The 21,773-nt window shown below is 39.3% G+C and carries 18 protein-coding genes; 8 read left to right on the forward strand and 10 right to left on the reverse strand.

Translation table 11 applies throughout. The annotated features are described in order from the left end of the window. Positions 1–4: 4 nt before the first annotated feature. On the reverse strand, positions 5–2,737 hold the full coding sequence (locus tag RMB13_RS10225) for a TonB-dependent receptor (protein ID WP_311085192.1): 2,733 nt from the start codon (positions 2,735–2,737) through the stop codon (positions 5–7). A gap of 357 nt (positions 2,738–3,094) precedes the next feature. Here RMB13_RS10225 and trpD point away from each other — a divergent pair, with 357 nt between their 5' ends. Genes trpD through RMB13_RS10240 form a run of 3 tightly spaced genes read left to right on the forward strand, consistent with a single transcriptional unit; the run spans position 3,095 to position 5,666 of the window. Continuing rightward, a complete protein-coding gene (gene trpD, locus RMB13_RS10230; protein WP_080593083.1) occupies positions 3,095–4,144 on the forward strand; it encodes an anthranilate phosphoribosyltransferase in 1,050 nt (349 codons plus the stop codon). A gap of 9 nt (positions 4,145–4,153) precedes the next feature. Next, on the forward strand, positions 4,154–4,960 hold the full coding sequence (gene trpC / locus RMB13_RS10235; RefSeq protein ID WP_017387943.1) for an indole-3-glycerol phosphate synthase TrpC: 807 nt from the start codon (positions 4,154–4,156) through the stop codon (positions 4,958–4,960). A 10-nt stretch (positions 4,961–4,970) separates the two neighbouring features. Then, positions 4,971–5,666, forward strand: a complete 696-nt coding sequence (locus RMB13_RS10240) for a Smr/MutS family protein (protein ID WP_003650560.1) — start codon at positions 4,971–4,973, stop codon at positions 5,664–5,666. 10 nt (positions 5,667–5,676) lie between these two features. Here the strand turns inward: RMB13_RS10240 and xdhC are convergent, their stop codons facing one another. The 3 genes from xdhC to xdhA are packed head-to-tail and all read right to left on the reverse strand — an operon-like array spanning position 5,677 to position 10,549. Then, positions 5,677–6,666: a xanthine dehydrogenase accessory protein XdhC gene (gene xdhC / locus RMB13_RS10245; protein WP_311085193.1), complete on the reverse strand. Its 990-nt coding sequence runs from the start codon at positions 6,664–6,666 to the stop codon at positions 5,677–5,679. 6 nt (positions 6,667–6,672) lie between these two features. Beyond that, positions 6,673–9,048 carry a xanthine dehydrogenase molybdopterin binding subunit gene (gene xdhB, locus RMB13_RS10250; RefSeq protein ID WP_311085194.1) on the reverse strand — a complete coding sequence of 792 codons (2,376 nt, stop codon included), beginning with the start codon at positions 9,046–9,048 and terminating at the stop codon, positions 6,673–6,675. Position 9,049: 1 nt separating this feature from the next. Next, complete coding sequence (gene xdhA, locus RMB13_RS10255) at positions 9,050–10,549, reverse strand: xanthine dehydrogenase small subunit (protein ID WP_311085195.1); 1,500 nt, start codon at positions 10,547–10,549, stop codon at positions 9,050–9,052. A gap of 261 nt (positions 10,550–10,810) precedes the next feature. Here xdhA and folE point away from each other — a divergent pair, with 261 nt between their 5' ends. Beyond that, the gene (folE, locus tag RMB13_RS10260; protein ID WP_005039113.1) at positions 10,811–11,359 is read left to right on the forward strand and encodes a GTP cyclohydrolase I FolE; all 549 of its coding nucleotides are present in this window, start codon (positions 10,811–10,813) and stop codon (positions 11,357–11,359) included. Positions 11,360–11,510: 151 nt separating this feature from the next. Then, complete coding sequence (gene blaADC / locus RMB13_RS10265) at positions 11,511–12,662, forward strand: ADC family extended-spectrum class C beta-lactamase (RefSeq protein ID WP_311085196.1); 1,152 nt, start codon at positions 11,511–11,513, stop codon at positions 12,660–12,662. 67 nt (positions 12,663–12,729) lie between these two features. Here blaADC and RMB13_RS10270 read toward each other — a convergent pair whose 3' ends face one another. The 4 genes from RMB13_RS10270 to hemE all read right to left on the reverse strand — a co-directional run bounded on the left by RMB13_RS10270 (position 12,730) and on the right by hemE (position 17,178). After that, positions 12,730–14,622, reverse strand: a complete 1,893-nt coding sequence (locus tag RMB13_RS10270; RefSeq protein WP_311085197.1) for a DUF4105 domain-containing protein — start codon at positions 14,620–14,622, stop codon at positions 12,730–12,732. A 61-nt stretch (positions 14,623–14,683) separates the two neighbouring features. After that, positions 14,684–15,154 carry a DUF3015 family protein gene (locus RMB13_RS10275; protein ID WP_005039106.1) on the reverse strand — a complete coding sequence of 157 codons (471 nt, stop codon included), beginning with the start codon at positions 15,152–15,154 and terminating at the stop codon, positions 14,684–14,686. 150 nt (positions 15,155–15,304) lie between these two features. Further along, on the reverse strand, positions 15,305–16,099 hold the full coding sequence (locus RMB13_RS10280; protein WP_311085198.1) for a DUF817 domain-containing protein: 795 nt from the start codon (positions 16,097–16,099) through the stop codon (positions 15,305–15,307). A 5-nt stretch (positions 16,100–16,104) separates the two neighbouring features. After that, entirely contained in the window at positions 16,105–17,178 is a 1,074-nt protein-coding gene (hemE, locus tag RMB13_RS10285) for a uroporphyrinogen decarboxylase (RefSeq protein ID WP_003650543.1), read from the reverse strand. A gap of 301 nt (positions 17,179–17,479) precedes the next feature. On the opposite strand from hemE, the gene RMB13_RS10290 reads away from it, so the two are divergent. After that, positions 17,480–18,718, forward strand: a complete 1,239-nt coding sequence (locus RMB13_RS10290; RefSeq protein WP_311085199.1) for a L,D-transpeptidase — start codon at positions 17,480–17,482, stop codon at positions 18,716–18,718. 188 nt (positions 18,719–18,906) lie between these two features. Continuing rightward, positions 18,907–19,593 (forward strand): pirin family protein, encoded by a 687-nt coding sequence (locus RMB13_RS10295; RefSeq protein ID WP_311085200.1) that lies wholly within the window; start codon positions 18,907–18,909, stop codon positions 19,591–19,593. A 34-nt stretch (positions 19,594–19,627) separates the two neighbouring features. Here the strand turns inward: RMB13_RS10295 and RMB13_RS10300 are convergent, their stop codons facing one another. Then, positions 19,628–19,870, reverse strand: a complete 243-nt coding sequence (locus RMB13_RS10300) for a hypothetical protein (protein WP_311085201.1) — start codon at positions 19,868–19,870, stop codon at positions 19,628–19,630. Between the two features lie 47 nt (positions 19,871–19,917). Beyond that, the gene (locus RMB13_RS10305; protein WP_004643545.1) at positions 19,918–20,541 is read right to left on the reverse strand and encodes a transcriptional regulator; all 624 of its coding nucleotides are present in this window, start codon (positions 20,539–20,541) and stop codon (positions 19,918–19,920) included. A 255-nt stretch (positions 20,542–20,796) separates the two neighbouring features. Between RMB13_RS10305 and RMB13_RS10310 the strand changes: the two genes are divergently transcribed. Further along, positions 20,797–21,765: a threo-3-hydroxy-L-aspartate ammonia-lyase gene (locus RMB13_RS10310; RefSeq protein WP_311085202.1), complete on the forward strand. Its 969-nt coding sequence runs from the start codon at positions 20,797–20,799 to the stop codon at positions 21,763–21,765. The last annotated feature ends 8 nt before the right edge of the window (positions 21,766–21,773 follow it).

A 21,773-nucleotide genomic window follows, 5' to 3' on the forward strand; every position in this document is an offset into this window, starting at 1 on the left:
ATTCTTAGAATTTATAGTTAAACTCCAACCAACCTTGACGGCCGAATGGTGAATATGATCCTACCGGATAATACGGCCAACCGCCCGTGTCATCTCGTTTCACTTTGTCAAACAAGTTATTAATAATGATTGAAGCGGAAGCTTTTGGAGAGATTTGATAAGTACCACTCCAGTTCACTAAATAAGTTGGGCTTAGATAGACAGTCTGGTCGCCGTTTGGAATCTTGCCATAACGATTAACTAACACTGTTGATGCCCAATCACCAAAGCTCCAACTTAGACTAGTATTAAAACGGTCACGCCAATCAGGAATGGTTAAATCTTTTAAATAGTCATCCTTCTCGCCATCTTTTGATTGTTGATATTCGTGTTCTAATACACGGCTATAATTTACCGTCCAGAGAAAGTTACCAAAGCTCTCTGTTTTCCAGCGCCATCTGCTGGTGAAATCAATCCCACGAGTATGATCTGACGCAGCATTAATCGGCACAATATTAATATTCTTAATCACATTTGGATCGACAACTGCATTTGCAGGGTTACGTTCTACGCGTGCCAATGCATCGATACAAGCCGCAGAGTTAATATCTTGGTTGCCTAATCGACAATCTGCCTCTAAGCGTAGAATTTTATCTTCACTTAAGTTCGTCACAAGATTATCAATTTTGATATCCCAGTAATCGACGCTGATATCAAATTTATTGGTTGGTGACCAAACAAAGCCTGCACCATAAGATTTACCCTCTTCAGGTTTTAATTCTTTGTTTCCAGTTAAAGTATAGTTTGCCCCAGGCGAGTAATCTTTAAAGCTACATTTGTCTAAAGGTTGTCCCGTTTGGTTACAACGTAAATAATCTGTAGTGCTTGGAAAATAACCTTTTTGTTTATTTAAAAACAGATAGTTCATATCTGGTGCACGAAAGCTGGTAGCGTAGTTACCTCGCACCAATAAAGTCGGATGTGGTCTAAATTCTAGACCTGAACCGAAAGTCAGCTTATCAATACTGTTATCTGACAAAGCATAACGGTCATAACGTCCAGACAGCGTTAAATTTAATGGTTTTGCTAAAGGTAAGAATAATTCTGCACCAAGTGCTTGGCGGGTACGTGTACCGCCATATTCGCCACTAGAACTCGCATTATAAAACTCACCATTTTCAAGTGCTTTATCTGGCTTAATTGAAAAACCTTGACGCCCAATTTCAGCCACAGCTGCAAGTTTGGCAGTTCCTGCAGGTAACTTAAATACGTCACCATTCGCACTTAAGGTCAAACTTTGTGCCCACGACTTATCTTTTTCTTTTGTGGTTCCCGAAATACTTTCAAATTCGCTTGCCGTCAGTGGTCGACTTAAACGATCTAAATGAGGTGAATAAATAGGAATACCATCTGCATCTGTACCAAGTTGCTTACCTAAGAAATATTCATCAACATTCGCACGTAATAAGCCTTGGCGGCTTAGCTGACTGGTGTAAATGGAACCATTATAGGCTGCCTCATAACGCCAACTAGTTTCTCCAATGTCACCTCGAATTCCAAAATTTAAGTTAGAAGAAAGTTCTTTCCACTTTTTATTTACGCGTTCTACCTCACCTAATTCTTCAGGTGCAAAACGTCGATTCCAAATTTCATAATTTCCCGAATCTTGATTGAGGAAATAACCACTCGATGCGCCTAAAGAGGTCCATGTCGGACCACGGGTATTATTTTCGATTTGGTTAGCACCAATCAAAACATCTGCAAACAATTGAGTTTTATCATTTAACTCGTAATCCAAACCGAGGTAACCATTTTGACTACGGTTTTGGGTTTGAACAGTCCAATAGGTTGGTCGCGCTAAACCACTGGCACAATTGTCTGCACCAGCTTGTCCTATATTATTTACTGATCCCTTAAATAAACCATTAAAAGCCTGACACCCACCAATTGAAAGATATTTACCAGTATTGGCATCTTTACGACCAACAATAGTATCTGGTTTCTCTCCCAAACGAGTTCGGCTCGACATAAAATTTCGATCGGCTGCCCATATCGGTTCACGGCCACTGAGTTCAACCCCATAAACAAGACTGAGCTTGTCTAAAGTTTTACTGCCACTCAGTTGTAAACGTAAATTCTCACCACCTTCTTTAGTTCCGCCTGCCTTGATATTAAATTGAGTACCGTCAGTTTTCTTTTTCAGAATGATATTCACGACACCTGCAATTGCATCTGAACCATAAATAGCAGAGGCACCACCGTTTAATATTTCAATACGATCAATAATGGCAGTTGGAATATTGGCTAAATTAACGAAATTGACAGACCCATCGTACGGTACAGGATAATCTGCAACCCGATGTCCATTAATCAAAGTCAAGGTGTGATTTGGTCCTAAGCCTCGTAAACTAATAGCATTAGCCGCAGGCGTAAAAGTATTTCCATAATCGGCACCTTGTACAAAACCCGTGTTCTGCGTCAGGTTATTAAGCGCATCAAATGCATTACTAAAACCTTGTTTTTCAATATCGGCTGCGGTAATTACGGTTACACTGGTCGGGCCATCTTTTTGTGCTTTTGAAATCCTCGAACCTGTCACAGCAACACGTATTACTTTATCTGTTTTAGCTTGCTTTTGTGGTTGCTCTACAGCTTCTTTGGCATAACTTTCTAATGGATGAAATAGTGCAAAAAATACAAAAACAAATGAGTGCTTATTTTTTAAAGCTACTCGATATTTCAAGTTGTTTAAATACATATTTATTAATGGACAAAATAAAGATCGCCCTAATATATCCACTTTTATTTGGTTGATTTATACGCATTTTTCCTAGATATATTTATGTTTAAGATATACCAAATGGTTAATTCTTTATCATAAAAACTCACAATAAACTAAAACCTTTTTCAATGAATAAATTCTGTTTATTAATCAAACTAAAGTAAGAAACGAGCAAATTTTTTAAAACTATGATCGAACAACAAAAATCTTTGATTATTTTCTGCTAACATAGCTCTCCGTAGCTAGTGAATCATGGAACGCAACAAGCCGAACCTTCCATTCTTGATCAACTTCACCTAAAAATTTTAATCATTAATGCTGTAAATCATGACTATGAATATCCAACAGGCGCTCAACCACATTACCAAAAACATTCATTTGACTCAGCCTCAAATGGAAGACATCATGCGCAGCATCATGCAAGGTGAGGCAACCGAAGCACAAATTGGTGCTTTAATGATGGGCTTACGCATGAAAGGTGAAAGCATTGACGAAATGACGGCTGCTGCACGTGTCATGCGTGAATTTGCGATCAAGATCGATGTTAGCGATATCAAACATTTAGTTGATATTGTGGGAACTGGCGGCGATGGACAAAATTTATTTAACGTCTCTACAGCATCTAGCTTTGTGATTGCAGCAGCAGGAGCAACTATTGCCAAACACGGTAACCGTGGCGTTTCAAGTAAATCAGGTTCATCAGACCTACTTGAGCAAGCGGGTATTCATCTTGATTTAGATATGCAACAAACTGAACGCTGCATCCGTGAAATGGGTGTAGGTTTCTTGTTTGCACCAAACCATCATAAAGCGATGAAATATGCTGCTGGCCCACGTCGTGAACTTGGTATTCGTAGTATTTTCAATTTACTTGGCCCACTGACTAATCCGGCTGGTGTAAAACGCTTTGTAATTGGTGTGTTTTCAGATGAGCTTTGCCGTCCAATTGCCGAAGTAATGAAGCAACTTGGTGCTGAACATGTGATGGTGGTTCATTCAAAAGATGGTCTTGATGAAATTAGTCTGGCAGCTCCAACTGCTGTTGCCGAACTCAAAGATGGTGAAGTTACTGAGTGGATACTTAATCCTGAAGATGTCGGAATTGAATCACAAACCTTAAGTGGTTTAGTTGTTGCTGATGCAACGGCGAGTCTAAAGTTAATTAAAGATGCTTTAAGCAAAAATAAATCCGATATTGGTGAAAAAGCAGCAAACATGATTGCGCTTAATGCAGGCGCTGGCATCTATGTAGCAGGCATTACCAAAACCTATGCTCAAGCTGTTACATTCGCTCAAGATATTATCTATGGCGGACAAGCCTTAGAGAAAATGAGTGTTTTGGCTGAATTTACCAAAACATTAAAACAATGTCAGGCAGATTAAGGACTTCTCATGATTAATATTCAAAATACCATTTTAGGTAAAATTGTTGACCGTAAACATGAGGAACTTGCTGCACGTTTAAAACAACGTAATTTGCAAGATGTTGAAGAACTAGCGAAAGCTGCAACTCCGGTACGAGGCTTTGCAAAAGCTTTACAACACAAACGCCCTGCCGTAATTGCTGAAATTAAAAAAGCTTCTCCGTCAAAAGGCATTATTCGTGCAGATTTTAATCCTGCTGAAATTGCCGAGCAGTACGAACAAGCTGGAGCAGCATGTTTATCCGTTTTAACTGATGTTGATTTTTTTCAGGGTGCGGATGAAAATATTGCCATTGCACGAAGCCACTGTGCTTTACCTGCTTTACGTAAAGACTTTTTGATTGATCCATATAATGTAGTTGAAGCACGTGCATTACATGCTGACTGTATTTTATTGATTGTTGCATCTTTGTCAGATCAACAACTTGAAGAAATGTCTAAAACTGCTTTTGAACATCAGCTTGATGTATTGGTTGAAGTTCACGACGAAGAAGAACTGGAACGTGCTTTAAAGTTGTCTGAGCAATGTGTATTAGGTGTGAATAACCGTAATTTAAAAACTTTTGATGTAGATTTAAATACCTCAATTCGTTTGAAAAACTTGCTTCCATCATCACGTTTACTTGTGACTGAAAGTGGTATTGCCACTCCAGATGATGTTCGTATGATGCAAGAAAATGATATTCACACTTTCTTGGTTGGCGAAAGTTTTATGAAACAACCAAGACCAGATCAAGCCTTTACCGCCCTTTTTGGACAACCCCAAACGGTTTAATAGAAGATATATGAGTAATAAAGATTCATCGCTTTCTAAAGAGCAACAAAAGTTACTGAAGCAATTTAAAAAGCAAATCTCCAATCCTCATTCAAGCAAAATCGCAAGTCAGTCTGAGGCCCCAAAACCTCAGGCTGAGTCTGAAGAATTGGAAGATGCAAACCTGTTTCAAAGTGCTCTAGCAGGTGTTAAGCCCATCAACAATAGTAATATTGCTGATGTAAGAACGCCTCGCACAAAAAAAATTGATGCTCAAACACTCGCTAAACGTGCAGCTGCCGAAGGTGGTCGTGAAACTGAACATGCCGAGTTATCAGACACTCAAGCCGCTCTAAACCCTGTAGCAAGTCAAGCAACGCTAAGCTATCGCATTGCCACACTTCAGCATAAAGTTTTCGAAGACTTAAAAGCTGGAAGAATGCGCTGGTTTGAAGCGGTAGATTTACACGGCTGTACGATTGAGCAAGCACGTGACGCGGTTTTACAGGTTATCCAGATGGCAAAAGATGAAAATCAAAATGTTGTCAAGATTGTACATGGTAAAGGCCCTGAAGCTGTTTTAAAAACCTATGTCAACGGATGGCTACGTCAGCACCGCGATGTTTTAGCTTTTGTAAGTGCACCTGAAAATCAAGGCGGCACAGGTGCCGTTCTCGTACTGCTTAAACGTGCAGAAAAAAATCCAAAGTTCGAACAAAAGAAATGATCCCAAAAGATCATTTCTTCACATCAAACACCTGCAATAATTGAGCAACCACTGCAACGGCAATCGTTGCAGGTTGTTTCGATGAAATCCCTTCTATCCCTATAGGGCAAACTAAACGTTGTAATGCTTCGGGTGTATAACCGCGCGTCAACATACGTTTCTCAAAAATAGCCCTTTTACTTTTTGAACCAATCATCCCAACATAAGCAAATGGCTTTGGCGCAGGTTTCAAAGCTGCAAAGCACAGTTGCAGATCTAGTTGATGATCATGGGTTAAAATTAAAATTGCACCTGAACGATCAAAATGCTCGATCTCGGCTTCAAGCGTATCTGTCGTTAAACATTGCACCTGTTGTAGTAAATCCGATGGGAAAATATCATCACGCGGATCAATCCATTTCACACTAACACCAATAGGCAATAAACAACGGACAATTGCTTCACCCACATGCCCCGCGCCACAAATCAGCACTTGCATGACATAAGGTTGAATCTGCTGGTCAAATTGCCATTGGTCACTGCTGGCAGGCTGAACCTCGAAACATGATTGCTGTTCCTTACTTATATCCATAGTCTGCCAAATGGATGCATGTTGATGTGAGACTGTACGCCATATACGCTGTCCAGCTCGCCATGCTTGCAAACAATGGGATAAATCTGAGGTAATTACAGCGGGTGATATTTTTTCAAACAATAACCACATTACTCCGCCACAACACTGTCCCAACCGAGCACTGAGGTTAAATCGCTCAACACGCCTCACACAAGCTTCCGTTTCTCTTAACATTGCTTTAGCAATATCAATAGCCTGAAACTCTAGATGCCCGCCCCCGATCGTATCCGACTGCTGCCATTGTTGTTGCAAATTAAACCGCAATAACATTGTTGCACCAACTTCTCGTGGTGTTGAACCATCAGCGCGCACTACTGTTACCAACACCATAGGCGCAGCATCGGCTTGCCACGCCACAAAATCAGTCCACCATTGTAAATGTTGCATAATCTTCTACATTTTAGCTTGTGGGCGGTCAGCCAAAGCTTGTCCCCGTCCAATGGCAATTGCACGTAAAATTTCTTCGGCAGTTGCTGGCGCATTAAGTACGAGTGGTGCATTTTCTGGAATAGCCGCCTGTACTGCCTGACGAATTGCAGAAAAAACTGACAATGCCAACATAAATGGAGGTTCACCTACCGCTTTGGAGCGATAAATAGTGTCTGCCTGATTTTGGTTATTAAACAGTTTGACGTTAAAAATATGAGGAATATCAAAACTGGTCGGGATTTTATAAGTTGAAGGTGCATGCGTAAACAAGCGTCCCGCATGTGGTCCTTGGGGCTGCCAATACAACTCTTCTGTGGTGAGCCACCCCATTCCTTGAACAAAGCCACCTTCAATTTGCCCAATATCAATTGCAGGATTAATGGACCGACCAACGTCATGCAAAATGTCAGCACGTAATACTTTCATTTCCCCAGTTAAGGTATCTATTGCGACTTCACTGACTGCTGCACCATAGGCATAATAGAAAAATGGACGCCCTAAATGGTTGACCTGATCGTAGTGAATTTCTGGTGTTTTATAAAAACCACTGTCCCATAGTTGCACCCGCGCCATATATGCCCGTTGAACTAAGTCAGGAAATGTCCATGAATGTCCATTCGCTGTTGAAACCATACTATCTTCAAACTGGACTTGCTCAGCATCACTTTGACTTATTTCTGCTGCAAGTTTTGCCAGACGCTCACGAATTTTAATACAGGCATTTTGCACAGCTTTACCATTTAAATCCGCTCCACTCGATGCTGCGGTTGCCGATGTATTTGGCACACGAGAAGTATCGGTTGCAATTAAGCGAACACTATCGATTGGTAAACCCAACTCATGCGCAGCAACCTGCCGTACTTTGGTATATAACCCCTGTCCCATTTCTGTACCGCCATGCGTAATAGAGACAGTACCATCCATATACACATAGACCAATGCACCTGCCTGATTGTAATGCACGGCGTTAAACGAAATACCGAACATTAATGGTGTTAACGCAATACCACGCTTAATGATGTCATTATTCTGATTAAAGGTATGAATGGTCTGTTTACGTTTCGCATAATCACTACTTTGCAACAATTCGGCCACCAGTCGAGGAGCAACATTATCACGGACTTCTGCCCCATAATGCATACGATCACGTCCGGCACCGGGCTCTTCGGCAAAGAAATTACGCTGCCGAATTTCAACCGGATCACACCGTAAATAACGAGCAATATCATCAATAATATTTTCAATGACAAACATGCCTTGCGGTCCGCCAAAACCACGATATGCCGTATTGGAAACAGTATTGGTTTTACAGCGTAAGTTACGCAACTGAACCGCATTTAAATAATAGGCATTGCCAATATGACAAATAGCACGTTCATTCACAGGCCCAGAAAGATCAGCCGAAAAACCGCAGTTTGAAGCCAACTGCACTTTTAAGCCTTGCAAAACACCACGGTCATCAAAAGCCACAGACCATTCATAAGCAAAACCGTGACGTTTGCCTGTAGCACTCATGTCATCATCACGGTCTAAACGTAACTTACACGGACGGCCTGTTTTCTGTGCGGCCAATGATGCAATACATGCCCATTGTGCCGACTGAGATTCTTTACCGCCAAAACCACCACCCATACGGCGGCTTTCCACACTTACTTGATGCATATTCATGCCTAATGCATGACAAATCAGTAGCTGCATTTCTGTTGGATGTTGTGTCGAGCAATAGACTTTTAACCCATCATTTTCTTGTGGTATAGCATAGGAAATCTGTCCCTCTAGGTAAAAATGCTCTTGCCCGCCTAGTTCAATAGCGCCTGAAAGTTGGTGGGCTGCATTTTGAAATGCCTGTTCAACTTCACCATGACTAAATTCAACAGGCGGTAACACCCACGATTCTTTTTCAATCGCATCTTGAATCGTTAAAATCGGAGTCTCGGGCACATAATCAATTTTTGCCAAACGAACTGCCTGACGGGCTTGCTGATAACTCTCGGCAACAACCACAAACAAGGCTTGCCCGTAAAATTCGACCTGCTCCTCAGCAAAAATCGGGTCATCTTTAACAATGGGTCCCCAGTTATTTTCAACCTCAATATCCTTTGCTGAAAAAACTGCATGGACACCATCAGCCTGACGTACTACATCCAAATCAAACTTACTGATTTTACCTTTGGCACAACTCGAAAAACCGACCGCCAGATGCAATGTATTTTCAAGTTCAGGTAAATCGTCGATATAGGTTGCCTGCCCAGTCACATGTAAATGTGCACTTTCGTGTGGAATGGAGTCGCCTGCTTTAGCAGATTTTTTAGAAATACTTAAGTCAATGGTTTGATTCATGTTAGATCTCCACCATAGCAATCAAGTCATTCACACGAGTGATCGTTTGAGACAGGATTTTTTCTACATAAAACCGCTGTAAACAGTTTTTCGCGACTTGTAAACGATATGCCGAACTAGCCCGTCCATCATCTAGAGGCTGATAGTCTTGCGACAACACGTGCTGTGCCTGAACCATCAATTCAGTTGTAAGTTGCTGACCTTCCAATATGGCTTCTACATATTTTGCACGTTTGGGAATAGCAGCCATGCCACCAAAAGCAATTCTCACATTGTGAGCGACGTAATGAGTATCTAACTCGCATGAAATAGCCGTACATACCGCAGAAATATCTTGCTCAAAACGTTTGGCAATTTTATAGCTGGCAAATTTAAAGCGCGTCTGCCCTTCACGAAGTGGAATAACAATCGCTTCAACAAACTCACCAAGCTGTAATGCTGTTTTTTGATAATCGAGGTAAAAGTCTTCCAAGGCGATTTCACGGGTCTGTTCACCTACACGCAAAATCAATCGTGTACCTAGCGTAATTAATGCCGGCATTGAGTCACCAATAGGCGAACCATTGGCAATATTTCCACCTAGGGTTCCAGCATTTTTAATGGGCATGGAAGCAAAACGGCGCTGTAATTCTTGAAAGTCAGGATAAAAATCTGAAATTTTTATGAGTGCATCACTCAAACTTACATTTGCCCCAATCGTTAAAGCATGCTCGGTAACTACAATCTTTTTCAGCTCTTCAACCTGACCGATATAAAGCATATCGCCTAAATCACGGCCCTGCTTGGTTACCCACAAACCGACATCTGTGCTACCAGCGACAATACGCGCTTGTGGCAATTGCAAACGTAAAGCGGCAAAATCCTGCAAAGTCTTTGGTGCAAAAAATTGCTGACCATGATCATTCAAATGCAATGCAGGCAATGCTTTGATCTCTTTTAATACATCAAGTACTTTTTGGCGTTCTAATACAACACGTGGATAGTCACAAGCTTTTTGTGCTGCATCTAAAATAGGGCGATAGCCTGTACAGCGACACAAGTTTCCAGAAAGATAATCGCTGATTTGATCTTTGCTCGGAGAATGTTGTTCATTTTCATACATTGACCATAACGACATGATAAAACCAGGTGTACAAAAACCGCATTGTGAACCATGCAAATCGACCATCGCCTGTTGTACCGGATGAAGTTTCCCATCCTGTGTAGGCAATAATGTATGCAGATCTTCTACTGTAAATAGGGCTTTACCATCTAAAGTCGGTAAAAACTGAATACATGCATTCACACTCCGCAATTGCAAGCTGTCATTGACCAACTCACCAATCACGACTGTACATGCACCACAATCGCCCTCAGCACAGCCCTCTTTTGTACCGGTCTGCCTAGTCTTACCAGTTTGGGTATATTCTCGCAGAAATTGTAAAACCGTCATGGTAGGTAATACATTTTCCACTTGCTGCTGACCACCACGGAAAAAAAAGGTGATTGGACGTTCTGACATGTTTTATCCTTATGCTCTATAACACTGCATCTGTGCAAATATGATGCCACTAGGCGATCATTTAGAACTTACCAACATTAAATGCATATTTCATGTTCAAACTCTTGACTATTAACGATAAAAAACATGAAATTTATTCATCTTTTATTAAACGCGCGCAAAACCAAAATAAATATAGTGCGTCGAGTTATGAACATCTGGTTATGTTTCTGATACAATGCCGAGCTTGTCTAATAGAGTAAATTTATACGTCTTATGTCAATGCAGCAATCGTACGCAAATATTCTGACTGCCGTCGGTGAAGATCTTAATCGTCCCGGCCTTAAAGATACGCCTGTGCGTGCGGCTAAAGCTTTTTCATATTTAACTTCTGGCTATAGTAAAACTTTAGAAGAAGTCACCAATAATGCTGTTTTCCCATCAGATAACCATGAAATGGTATTGGTGAAGAATATTGAATTCTATTCGCTTTGCGAACATCATCTCCTCCCGTTCTATGGCCGTGTTCATATTGCCTATCTACCGGAAGGCAAGGTTCTTGGCTTATCTAAATTTGCACGTATTACTGAAATGTTTGCACGCCGTTTGCAAATTCAGGAAAACTTGACTCAGCAAATCGCAGAAGCTGTGGCTGAAGTGACTGGTGCTCGAGGCGTTGCTGTCGTCATCGATTCAGCACATATGTGCATGATGATGCGTGGTGTAGGCAAACAAGAGTCAACTACTCGTACAGTTTCATTTATCGGAGACTTTAAAACCGATAAAGAATCACGACGTGAGTTCTTGAGTGCAGTACCAGAAAGTTACTAAATTCTTTTTAGTGATAAATTTAAAAGCCCAACTTAGTTGGGTTTTTTTATATCTAAATACAGCGTTTATTCTATAAAACATAACAATTAAATTATGTGATTTTTGTTATAAAAGTACGTCCCTTTACTTTAAAATGTTTGATGAGTTGATAATGCGATTCAAAAAAATTTCTTACTTAATTCTACCTTCTCTTTTTATTTTTAATACCTCAATTTATGCAGGTAACACATCAAAAGAACAAGATATCAAGAAAGTTGTTGATCAGAACTTTAAACCATTATTAGAAAAATATGACGTTCCCGGTATGGCTGTTGGTATCATCCAAAACAATAAAAAGTACGAAATGTATTATGGCCTACAATCAGTTCAAGATAAAAAATCCGTAAATAGCAATACGATTTTTGAGCTAGGTTCAGTCAGTAAATTATTTACTGCGACGGCAGGTGGATATACCAAAACTAATGGAAAAATCTCTTTTGAAGATACCCCAGGAAAATACTGGAAAGAGTTAAAAAATACACCGATTGACCGAGTGAACCTACTTCAACTTGCAACCTATACGAGTGGCAACCTTGGCTTACAGTTTCCAGATGAAGTACAAACAGACCAACAAGTTTTAACTTTTTTCAAAGACTGGAAACCTAAAAACCAAATTGGTGAATATAGACAATATTCAAACCCTAGTATTGGCCTATTTGGAAAAGTTGTAGGCTTATCGATGAACCAGCCTTTTAGTCAGGTTTTAGAAAAGACAATTTTTCCGTCTCTTCACTTAAAACATAGCTATGTAAATGTACCTAAAACTCAGATGCAAAACTATGCATTTGGCTATAACCAAGAAAATCAGCCGATTCGTGTGACCCCAGGCCCACTAGATGCGCCTGCCTACGGGGTTAAATCTACATTACCAGACATGCTTAGCTTTATTGATGCCAATCTAAATCCACAAAAATATCCGGCAGATATTCGACGCGCAATTGATGAGACTCATAAAGGTTTTTATCAAGTAGGTACGATGTATCAGGCGCTTGGTTGGGAAGAGTTTTCTTATCCAACTCCTTTACAGACTTTATTAGACAGTAATTCTGAACAAATCGTGATGAAACCTAATAAAGTGACTGCCATTTCCCAAGAACCTTCAATCAAGATGTTCCATAAAACTGGTTCAACTAACGGATTTGGAACTTATGTCGTGTTTATTCCCAAAGAAAATATTGGTTTAGTCATGTTAACCAATAAACGCATTCCAAATGAAGAACGTATTAAAGCGGCTTATGCTGTACTAAACGCGATTAAGAAATAATCGTCTTGTCTAAAAATAAAAAAGAGAAATGAATAATCTCATTTCTCTTTTTTTATGCACTTATTCTTTAAAAGAACCAAACGTAGCCTAAACTAGATTTCATCCAGTCTTGATGATTTTGTTGTTCATAATCCCAGTTTAATCGAACGGCATTATTACTATTAATCACATATTGCCATTGGGTATTTACTCTCAAATTCCATTGATTTTGGTCTTCCCAATAGGGCAATTCAATTTGCACCACAGAGTTAAATCGATCAAACCATTGGTTCATACAACCAAAAGTCGGGCCCATTCCCACACGCCACCCTTTATCTAGATTTGAGCCTGCTTGTAGATAGGATTGTAGTTGCCCATAGCAAATATGTTTGCGGTCATAATCTGCAAAACTGTAACCAACCTGAGCATTAAAATTCGCTACGCCATGCTGTTTTTCTTCACTAAAGTTTCCATCATGAATTGCTTCCTGACGCCAGCCTAAATTAAATCCCCAACTCAGCGGTGCTTTAAAAGGTTGTATTGGGTTATAAGAATTTACTTCTAACAGATCAAGACGTTCTAGCTTTAAATGATCATCTCGCCACTGTGCATTGCCATTTAAAAATAGTAATTGAGTCCCCGCACGGTATCCCCCTTGAGGATCTATTAGGTCGTGATAGGCTTGTCGATGACCAATTTCGATAAACTTATCACCTTGGACTTCACCGGCTTTCACTGAAATATTACGTGCATTATGGCCTTGAGTTGGCTCTTTTTCTGGTCGTTTAGGTTCTTGACGCTGTTTGTCTAAATCAATCTGGCTTCTTAAAGCCAAAAGCTGACGTAACTGTGGCTGAGCAACGCTTTCTTCTATTTGACGGCTCGTAAATTGAAGATATAAATCATCGTAAGCCATCTCTAGAATTTTGGCCTGATCTTGCTCACTAAAAGTTTTTAAAACCTCTGTAGACTGCTTAATTGGCATCATCGTAATTTGATGTGCAACCTTCGCGAGTGAGGCACCATGCTGATGAGCTTGGGCCAATAGCTGAGTTTCTAAAGCAGGCCGATATACAGGAGCTTTGGTGAGCCCTTGCTGTTGCATCGATTTAATGGTTTCCATCGGAATAGATGCATAAGTAAACTTTTCTTGTAAGTTAGACTCAGGTTTTACTAAATCGACCAAGCCTAATAACCTATAGGCACAGTTATCACTGACAAAATAATAAGGAAAACTTACATGCTGCATTTCCCAAATATGGCTTACTAAAAACCGCGTTTCTTCAGGGGAAAGTTTCAGCTCATATTCCCATAAATCACGGCTTTCGAAATCACCGTACTCTTTTACCTTACGATAATAAGGCATAAGTGAATATTCACCTGGATATTGCCCTGTTAAACCTTTCCATGCATATGACCAGTTGTCATTCCCCGCCACAGTTGCTGCATAATTTACGGCGTAAGAGACTAAATTTAATTGCTGCTGATCTTTTGGGTCTAAACGCAATAAAGTATGACCAAACATCGAGCTAGGGTTGCCCATAAAATCTGTCGCATAAATTAATGTGGCTTTATAAGGCTTAATCTGTCCAATCCAGTTTTCAAATTCTGAACATTTAACTTTAGGCAATTCACTTTCTTGAATACCTACTTTTTGTATAAGCCATTGGCTTCGAGCCGGAAACTTACAACGAATAGACTGATTATCTTGAGCAGGTATAAATAATGCCGAGATGTCAGCTTTCAGTTCTTCTTTTAAATTATTTTTCCCATTTTCTGACATGAAATAACCAGAATAAGTGACCTCACTTTTATGGTCTTTATTTGCATACATGAGCCTTTGCCATGTAATGTCTTGATCTAAGTTTTGTTGTTCTGCAATGGACCAATATTTTTGAATAGATGGATTTATATCTGCTGAATATGCAGTACTCACTGCCAAAGAGGCAAAAACTAAAACAACTGACTTCATTAAAATCATCAATTTTTATCATTAAATATAAGAAAAACCCTGCCATACGACAGGGTTTTCAATTTCAAACTTATACGTAAGCTTTTAAAACGTCGTCTTTAGCCATTACAGTTTGTAATGATGCTAAAACTTGAAGGGTATTTTGATTATTTGCTGAATAGATTTCACCAAAGTTTGCTTTTGAAACTTTAAAGAAACGGTCTTTATCTTGAGGTTTAATTTGCATTAACTCAGCAAGTACGTTCAGGCTTTCACCTTGGCCTACTGCCATATCACGTGCTAAAGCTTCTGCATTTTCATTTGTGAATGTTACAACTTGCGCTGTTACTGTTCCGCCTTGACGACAGCCTAAAGTACCGAAAGTGATCCCTAATAATTGGTTAGTAAAAATACCGTTTGTTGTTGCTGCAAGAATTTTAGGCGCTACTCCTTTTTTGCCAGCCCATACTTGTGTACCCACACCACAACCCACATCGTTGTCAGCCATTGCAACACTTGAACCAGCTGCTAACAATGCAGCTAAAGCTATTTTTTTTAACATAGATGTATATCTCCAAAAATCATTATTGATTGTTTCTTATGTCTTGTATTGTTATGTGTAATTTTTATTACACGATATTAAAGATAGCGAGAAGGCTACGATTTAGCAATTAAAAAATAAACAATATGATGAAAAGTGCTAAAGAAAAATTTACCTTAAATTCCAGTTACCTTGATTATCTCGATTACCTAATATTTTAAGAACCAATACTAAGCTTAAAAGTAATAATAAATACCACGATCCTAGCTTGCCCCACCCCACCATATGCCAAGCATCGACCTGACTTGGATAGAGCCAAATTTTATAAAATGTACTTATATTTTCAGCAATCCAGATGATAAATGCGAGCGTCAATAATATCGGTAACATTGGGATTTTAAATTTATGTTCATTTATTTGAAAATAAAGTTTTGTTTTCCAGAAAATAAAAATACTAATCGCGAATAAAATATAGCGAATATCTGGAACAAAAAATTTACTCATAAAATTTATATATGAGAAAAATGCCAGTAATAGCATAGTTCCAAAATTTGGAAGCTTTTCAAAAGACACTTGAAACAGTCGTATTGAACGTGCGAAGAAGCTACCTACAGCCGAATACATGAAACCTGCAAATAACGGCACTGTTAAAATTTTAAATACGGCGGGCTGCGGATATTGCCATGAAGCAATTGCAGGATGAGTCAAAAATATTTCCATGACCATCGCCATGACATGAAATAAAGCAATGACTTTGGCTTCTGCCCATGACTCCAGTTTTAAATAGAGTAAGCAGATCTGGATCAGCACAGCATAGATGAGTAAATAATCATAACGATAGAACCCCATATATTCATGGCTTCCCATCGGTGCTGTTAAAGCAAAAGCTATTAAAAGCAAAATACCAAACAAGGCTGCCGAAACAGCCTTGCCGATAAATTGAAACGGTAAATTTAAATATTGCACAAAAACTATCCTAGATATTTAGCACTATACTCATGCACTGTATCTACAAAGATTTTTGGTTGTGCAGGGTCTACCCACTGGGTAATCCCATGGCCTAAGTTAGCGATGTAACCCGTCTTTTCACCATTTGCGTAGGCATCATCCAACATGGCTTTCACTGCTTTTTCAATTGAAGCAGCCGAACCATATAAAACAGCCGGATCAAGATTCCCTTGTAAAGCGACACGCCCAGCCACCGTAGTTCGAGCGGTATCTAATCGCGTAGTCCAATCTAAACCTAATGCATCTGCACCTGTGCTAATCATTGGCTCCAACCATTGACCACCACCTTTAGTGAACACAATGATAGGAATACGTCGACCGTCTTTTTCACGTTGCAAACCAGCAATGATTTTATTCATGTAGTTTAAAGAAAATTCGACATATTCACGATGTGCCAATGCCCCGCCCCAGCTATCAAAGATCTGGATCGCTTGAGCACCTGCATCAATTTGAGCATTTAAATAGTCAATTACAGAGTCTGCTAAATGATCAAGTAAGGCATGCAAAACTTCTGGTTGGGCGTACATCATTTGCTTGGTAAAACGGAACTCTTTACTTGAACCACCTTCAACCATATAAGTTGCAAGCGTCCAAGGGCTACCCGAAAAACCAATTAGGGGAACTTGGCCACCTAAAGCAGAGCGAATCGTGCTTACCGCATTCATGACATAATCAAGGTCTGATTTTGCATTTAACTTAGGTAAATTCGCCACATCTTGTTCAGTACGTACTGTTTTATGGAACTTTGGTCCTTCACCTGTTTCAAAATAAAGACCTAAGCCCAGTGCATCTGGAATTGTTAAAATATCTGAGAATAAAATTGCTGCATCTAAATCATAGCGACGCAAAGGTTGCAAAGTGACTTCACAGGCAAAATCTGTATTTTTACATAAGGATAGAAAGTCACCTGCTTTTGAACGTGTTTCACGATATTCAGGCAAATAACGCCCTGCTTGACGCATCATCCATACCGGAGTGGTATCTACAGGTTCGCGTAACAAAGCACGGAGGAAACGATCATTTTTCAAAGTCGTCATTACCAATCTCTATCTTCTTTATGTGGCAGCATCATATCAAAAACAGAGACATTTTTATAATTTCAATTTCACACAAAAAACTCGTCAATCTACTAAAAAATGCATATTTACACAAAACTCTACTGCAAGCTGTGGGGTTTTCTGCAATACTTGCAACATGTTACATTGGGGTCATTGATATTCTTTTAATCACTAAATTGCCAATCTTGGGCTCATAGAAATGAGTTATTGGTAGTTTTATGCACTTTGAGATTAGATCAATCCCCTATTGCTTATATGAAAATTCTTAAGGTTGAATTACATGTTTGTTCGCTCATTACTCGCTATGAGTTTAAGTTGTATTATTGCTAATGTTGCTTTTGCTGCTTCAACAACTGAGCAACCCCTGAACCCTAAAAAGGTATCAGCTCCTGTAGAAGATCCGATTGATCCTTTAGCAGTAGATGCAGCTTCAACTGTAAAAGCTCAAGCTTCGACACAAATTACCGCTCAAGAACAAAACGACTTAAATCGAGCGTCAACAACATTACAAAATTTACAGAAAACTGAAGATCCAAATGCTGAATCAGGCATCGCGGCGTCTACTCCAGCTGTTGCTAAAAGCACTGCTGCATCTACGGCTCCTGCGACAACCGCTGCATCATGGACTTTAGATAGCTTAAACTCGGCAGAATGGTCTGAAAATATTGGTAAAGGCCAACTTCCAGTTTATGCACGTACCCATGTGATGCTTAATAATGCACATGCTTCGCCAGGTGCAATTGACGGCATGAGCGGTAAAAATACATTAAAAGCAATTTCTTCATTCCAACAAATGAATGGTTTATCACCTACGGGTGACCTGACCAAAGAAACTTGGGATGCATTGGTTGCTAAACAAACTAAGCCAGCATTTATTGAATACACCATTTCTGATGCTGACTTAAAAGGCCCATATGCTGAGTCAATTCCTTCTGACTACGCATTACAAGCTAAAATGAAAGGTTTGTACTACACCCGTGTTAGCGAAATGTTGGGCGAGAAGTTTCATATTGATGAAGCATTCTTAAAGAAAATTAACCCAACTGCGACATTCAAAAAAGCTGGTGAAAAAATCATTGTTCCAAACGTGCGCAATGACTTACCAGAAGATATTCATTTGATTATTGCCCATAAAGGTGCAAAACAATTGTATCTCTTCAATAGCCGGAACCAAATGATTGCCTCATTTCCTGCAACAATTGGCAGTACTGATACGCCTTCTCCGGCCGGTACTTACAAGGTAGTTGGTGTGGCTCGTAACCCTTGGTACAGCTATTCACCTTCGAACTTCATACAAGGTAAAAACTTAAAACCTCTTTCTTTACCACCTGGCCCGAATGCCCCTGTTGGTAATATCTGGATTGGTTTAAGTAAAAAATCTTTTGGTATTCATGGAACGCCAAATCCATCTTTAATTTCTAAAACAGCATCACACGGTTGTATCCGTTTGACTAACTGGGATGCAAATGATTTAGGAAGTAAAGTACGTTCTGGCGTAACTGTTAAATTCCTTGAATAATTAAATATTTTCATAAAAAACCTGTCTTTATGGCAGTTTTTTTTATTGTGAAAATTGCAACAAACAGACAAAAAACTCAATATCATATCAATTATGAAACGACATGTTGCAGTTATTCTATTTTTTCACTCCCGATATAGCATTAATATATTTCTCAATAGATAAATAAAAACTTAGGAGATTAGATCATGAATGCTTACGTACATCGTGGTGAAGATCGAGGTCATGTAAAAGCTGGTTGGTTAGAGTCATATCATAGCTTCTCATTTGGTAGCTGGTACAACCCTAAATATATGGGTGTCAGTGCTTTACGAGTCATTAATGACGACAGAATTGATGCGCATAATGGTTTCGGTACGCACTCGCATGACAATATGGAAATCTTAACCTGTGTGCTAGATGGTGCAATTTCACACCGTGACACGATGGGAAATGAAGGTCAAATTAAAGCAGGTGAATGGCAACTCATGAGTGCTGGCACAGGTGTTGCCCACAGTGAAGTTAACAACACTGATACGCCTGTACATTTATTACAGATCTGGATTATTCCAGATGTAAGAGATGCAGAGCCCAATTACCAACAAATTAGTCTTGACCCACGTAAAGATCCAAATAAATGGCATTTAATTGCAGGACCTGATGCAAATGCACCGATGCATATTCGCCAAAATACAGAGATAAAATCTGCCGTATTGGAAAAAGGACATGAGTTAAGTGTTGATCCGGTTAAAAAAGTGAATTATATCCACGTTATTTCAGGTGTAATCCGCATTGGCGATCAAGAAGTTAAAGCAGGCGATGCTTTCGTATTTGAAGATAAAGCGACGATTCAGGCTAACGAAGATAGTCAATTTATTTGGTTCGACTTACCTTAAATTAATCAAAAGCCCTTTGAACAAAAGGGCTTTTTTAATCTCCACCACCACCGCCCCCATCACATCCTCCCGAATCTGAAGATGATGATGAACAGTCATTTGAATAACTAGAGCTATGATGACTAGGGCTATTATCGTGAAAATGATGGGTTGAAGAAGATGAATAATCATGCTCGCCAGATGACGAAGAATTTTTTAAATTTCTAAGCAGTGCAATTAAACAGATCAGACCAATACTGGAAAAAATTGCAATAGATACAATAATAAATAACTTCAAATAACGGCCTCCTTGATCAATCTAAACACACATTAAAATAAACTATTTTAAGTTTCCTTCACATACAAATAGGCACTCGCTCTTGATATACCTAAATGTTGTGCAACCGTCTCTACAGCCTTTTTAATGTCTAATAAACCATTATTCTTTAACTCGTGTATTAATTGTTTTCGCTCATTGAGTTTTAACATACGCGGCGTAGTGGCATGTTTTGATGCAAATTGATCGATATATCTTCGAATTGCTTCAGACCCATTCGGTTCCAAATTTTCAATAATGTTGTCAGTTTCAATTTTAGTAAACTGGTCTAAAGCGCTTTGCATGCCCCTAAATAGGGTTAAATCAATATTCATACATAAAGCGGCCACATATTCGCCCTCTTCATCTTTAATACCAATCGAAGTGCTTTTTGCGGGGCGGCCATCTGCAAACTGGTTTGCATAGTTTGAAATAAGATTTGGAAATTCTGGAGACATAATTCTTGCCAGCCCTAACTCTGTTGCTGGATCTCCAATTTTTCGTCCAGATAAATTATTGTGTATTGAGAGTATGGCATGCTCAGGATTTGTTAAGTCATGGACAACAACTTCACAAAAGGGAAATAGCGTTTCACTTAATCCTTTCGCGATTGTATCTAGTTGAGTGAGTAAATGTTTATCACGATTTCCCAATGTATTTCCTCCAAATGACTTACTTACTATTTCAAACCCTAGCGTGAAGTATGCAATAGTAATTTAGACTTTTTATCTAATTTTAAACTTAATGTAAATCAAAATCTTATATCTCATTGTTATCACATCAGAAAATAAAATTAGACATTTTATCTAAATATATATATTTTATCTAAACAAGGTCAATATATTGTGCGTTGCTTGAGCAATACGAAATCTTGCATCCGAAAACATTGAATAGAATTAGGTTTAATTATGAAAAATTTAATCCTTCCAACTTATGAAGATGTCGCAGCCGCTGCTGAACATATAAAAGGTTTTGCAAATAAAACCCCTGTTTTAACTTCACGTACTGTTAACAATGAATTTGAAGCAGAAGTATTCTTTAAATGTGAGAATTTTCAGCGTGTTGGCGCTTTCAAATTTCGTGGTGCAATGAATGCGCTTGCACAGTTCGATGAGGCTCAAAAAAAAGCTGGTGTGGTTGCTTTCTCTTCGGGAAATCATGCTCAAGCGATTGCACTGTCAGCAAAAATCCTTGGTATTCCAGCAACAATCATCATGCCCAAAGATGCTCCTGCTGCAAAAATGGCAGCGACGCGAGAATACGGCGGCAATATTGTTGAATTTGACCGTTATACGGAAGATCGAGAACAAATTGGAAAAGAGATTGCCGAAAAAAATGGTCTGACATTAATTCCATCCTATGACCATCCGCATGTAATTGCCGGTCAAGGAACGGCTGCAAAAGAGCTATTTGAAGAGGTTGGTGAGTTGGATTACCTCTTTGTATGTTTAGGTGGAGGAGGTTTATTAGCAGGCTCTGCCTTATCTGCTCGTCAACTCTCTACGAACTGTAAAATATATGGTGTTGAACCTGCTCTAGGAAATGATGGGCAAATGTCCTTTAGAAAAGGAGAAATTGTTCATATTGATACGCCCCAAACGATTGCCGACGGTGCTCAAACTCAATATTTAGGCAAACTAACTTTTCCTATTATTCAAAAGAATGTAGATGACATTTTGACTGTAACAGACGAAGAACTCGTGACTTCTATGAAGTTCTTTGCTGAAAGAATGAAGATGGTGGTTGAACCGACAGGATGCCTTGGATTTGCGGCTGCGCGTAATTTAAAACATGAGTTAAAAGGCAAACGTATAGGCATCATTATTAGTGGTGGGAATGTCGATATTTCCAAATATGTAGAGTTTTTATCAGCTTAATAAAAATC

It is taken from the genome of Acinetobacter sp. V102_4, assembly GCF_031799005.1.
Taxonomy (GTDB): domain Bacteria; phylum Pseudomonadota; class Gammaproteobacteria; order Pseudomonadales; family Moraxellaceae; genus Acinetobacter; species Acinetobacter calcoaceticus.

Bases quoted from the DNA above. Each gene is read 5' to 3' on its own strand.
- xdhB (WP_311085194.1), bottom strand. From the start codon at position 9,048: ATGAATCAAACCATTGACTTAAGTATTTCTAAAAAATCTGCTAAAGCA.
- RMB13_RS10295 (WP_311085200.1), top strand. From the start codon at position 18,907: ATGAATGCTTACGTACATCGTGGTGAAGATCGAGGTCATGTAAAAGCT.
- RMB13_RS10290 (WP_311085199.1), top strand. From the start codon at position 17,480: ATGTTTGTTCGCTCATTACTCGCTATGAGTTTAAGTTGTATTATTGCT.
- RMB13_RS10310 (WP_311085202.1), top strand. From the start codon at position 20,797: ATGAAAAATTTAATCCTTCCAACTTATGAAGATGTCGCAGCCGCTGCT.
- hemE (WP_003650543.1), bottom strand. From the start codon at position 17,178: ATGACGACTTTGAAAAATGATCGTTTCCTCCGTGCTTTGTTACGCGAA.
- RMB13_RS10275 (WP_005039106.1), bottom strand. From the start codon at position 15,154: ATGTTAAAAAAAATAGCTTTAGCTGCATTGTTAGCAGCTGGTTCAAGT.
- folE (WP_005039113.1), top strand. From the start codon at position 10,811: ATGCAGCAATCGTACGCAAATATTCTGACTGCCGTCGGTGAAGATCTT.
- RMB13_RS10240 (WP_003650560.1), top strand. From the start codon at position 4,971: ATGAGTAATAAAGATTCATCGCTTTCTAAAGAGCAACAAAAGTTACTG.
- xdhA (WP_311085195.1), bottom strand. From the start codon at position 10,549: ATGTCAGAACGTCCAATCACCTTTTTTTTCCGTGGTGGTCAGCAGCAA.
- RMB13_RS10270 (WP_311085197.1), bottom strand. From the start codon at position 14,622: ATGATTTTAATGAAGTCAGTTGTTTTAGTTTTTGCCTCTTTGGCAGTG.
- trpD (WP_080593083.1), top strand. From the start codon at position 3,095: ATGAATATCCAACAGGCGCTCAACCACATTACCAAAAACATTCATTTG.
- trpC (WP_017387943.1), top strand. From the start codon at position 4,154: ATGATTAATATTCAAAATACCATTTTAGGTAAAATTGTTGACCGTAAA.
- RMB13_RS10225 (WP_311085192.1), bottom strand. From the start codon at position 2,737: ATGTATTTAAACAACTTGAAATATCGAGTAGCTTTAAAAAATAAGCAC.
- xdhC (WP_311085193.1), bottom strand. From the start codon at position 6,666: ATGCAACATTTACAATGGTGGACTGATTTTGTGGCGTGGCAAGCCGAT.
- blaADC (WP_311085196.1), top strand. From the start codon at position 11,511: ATGCGATTCAAAAAAATTTCTTACTTAATTCTACCTTCTCTTTTTATT.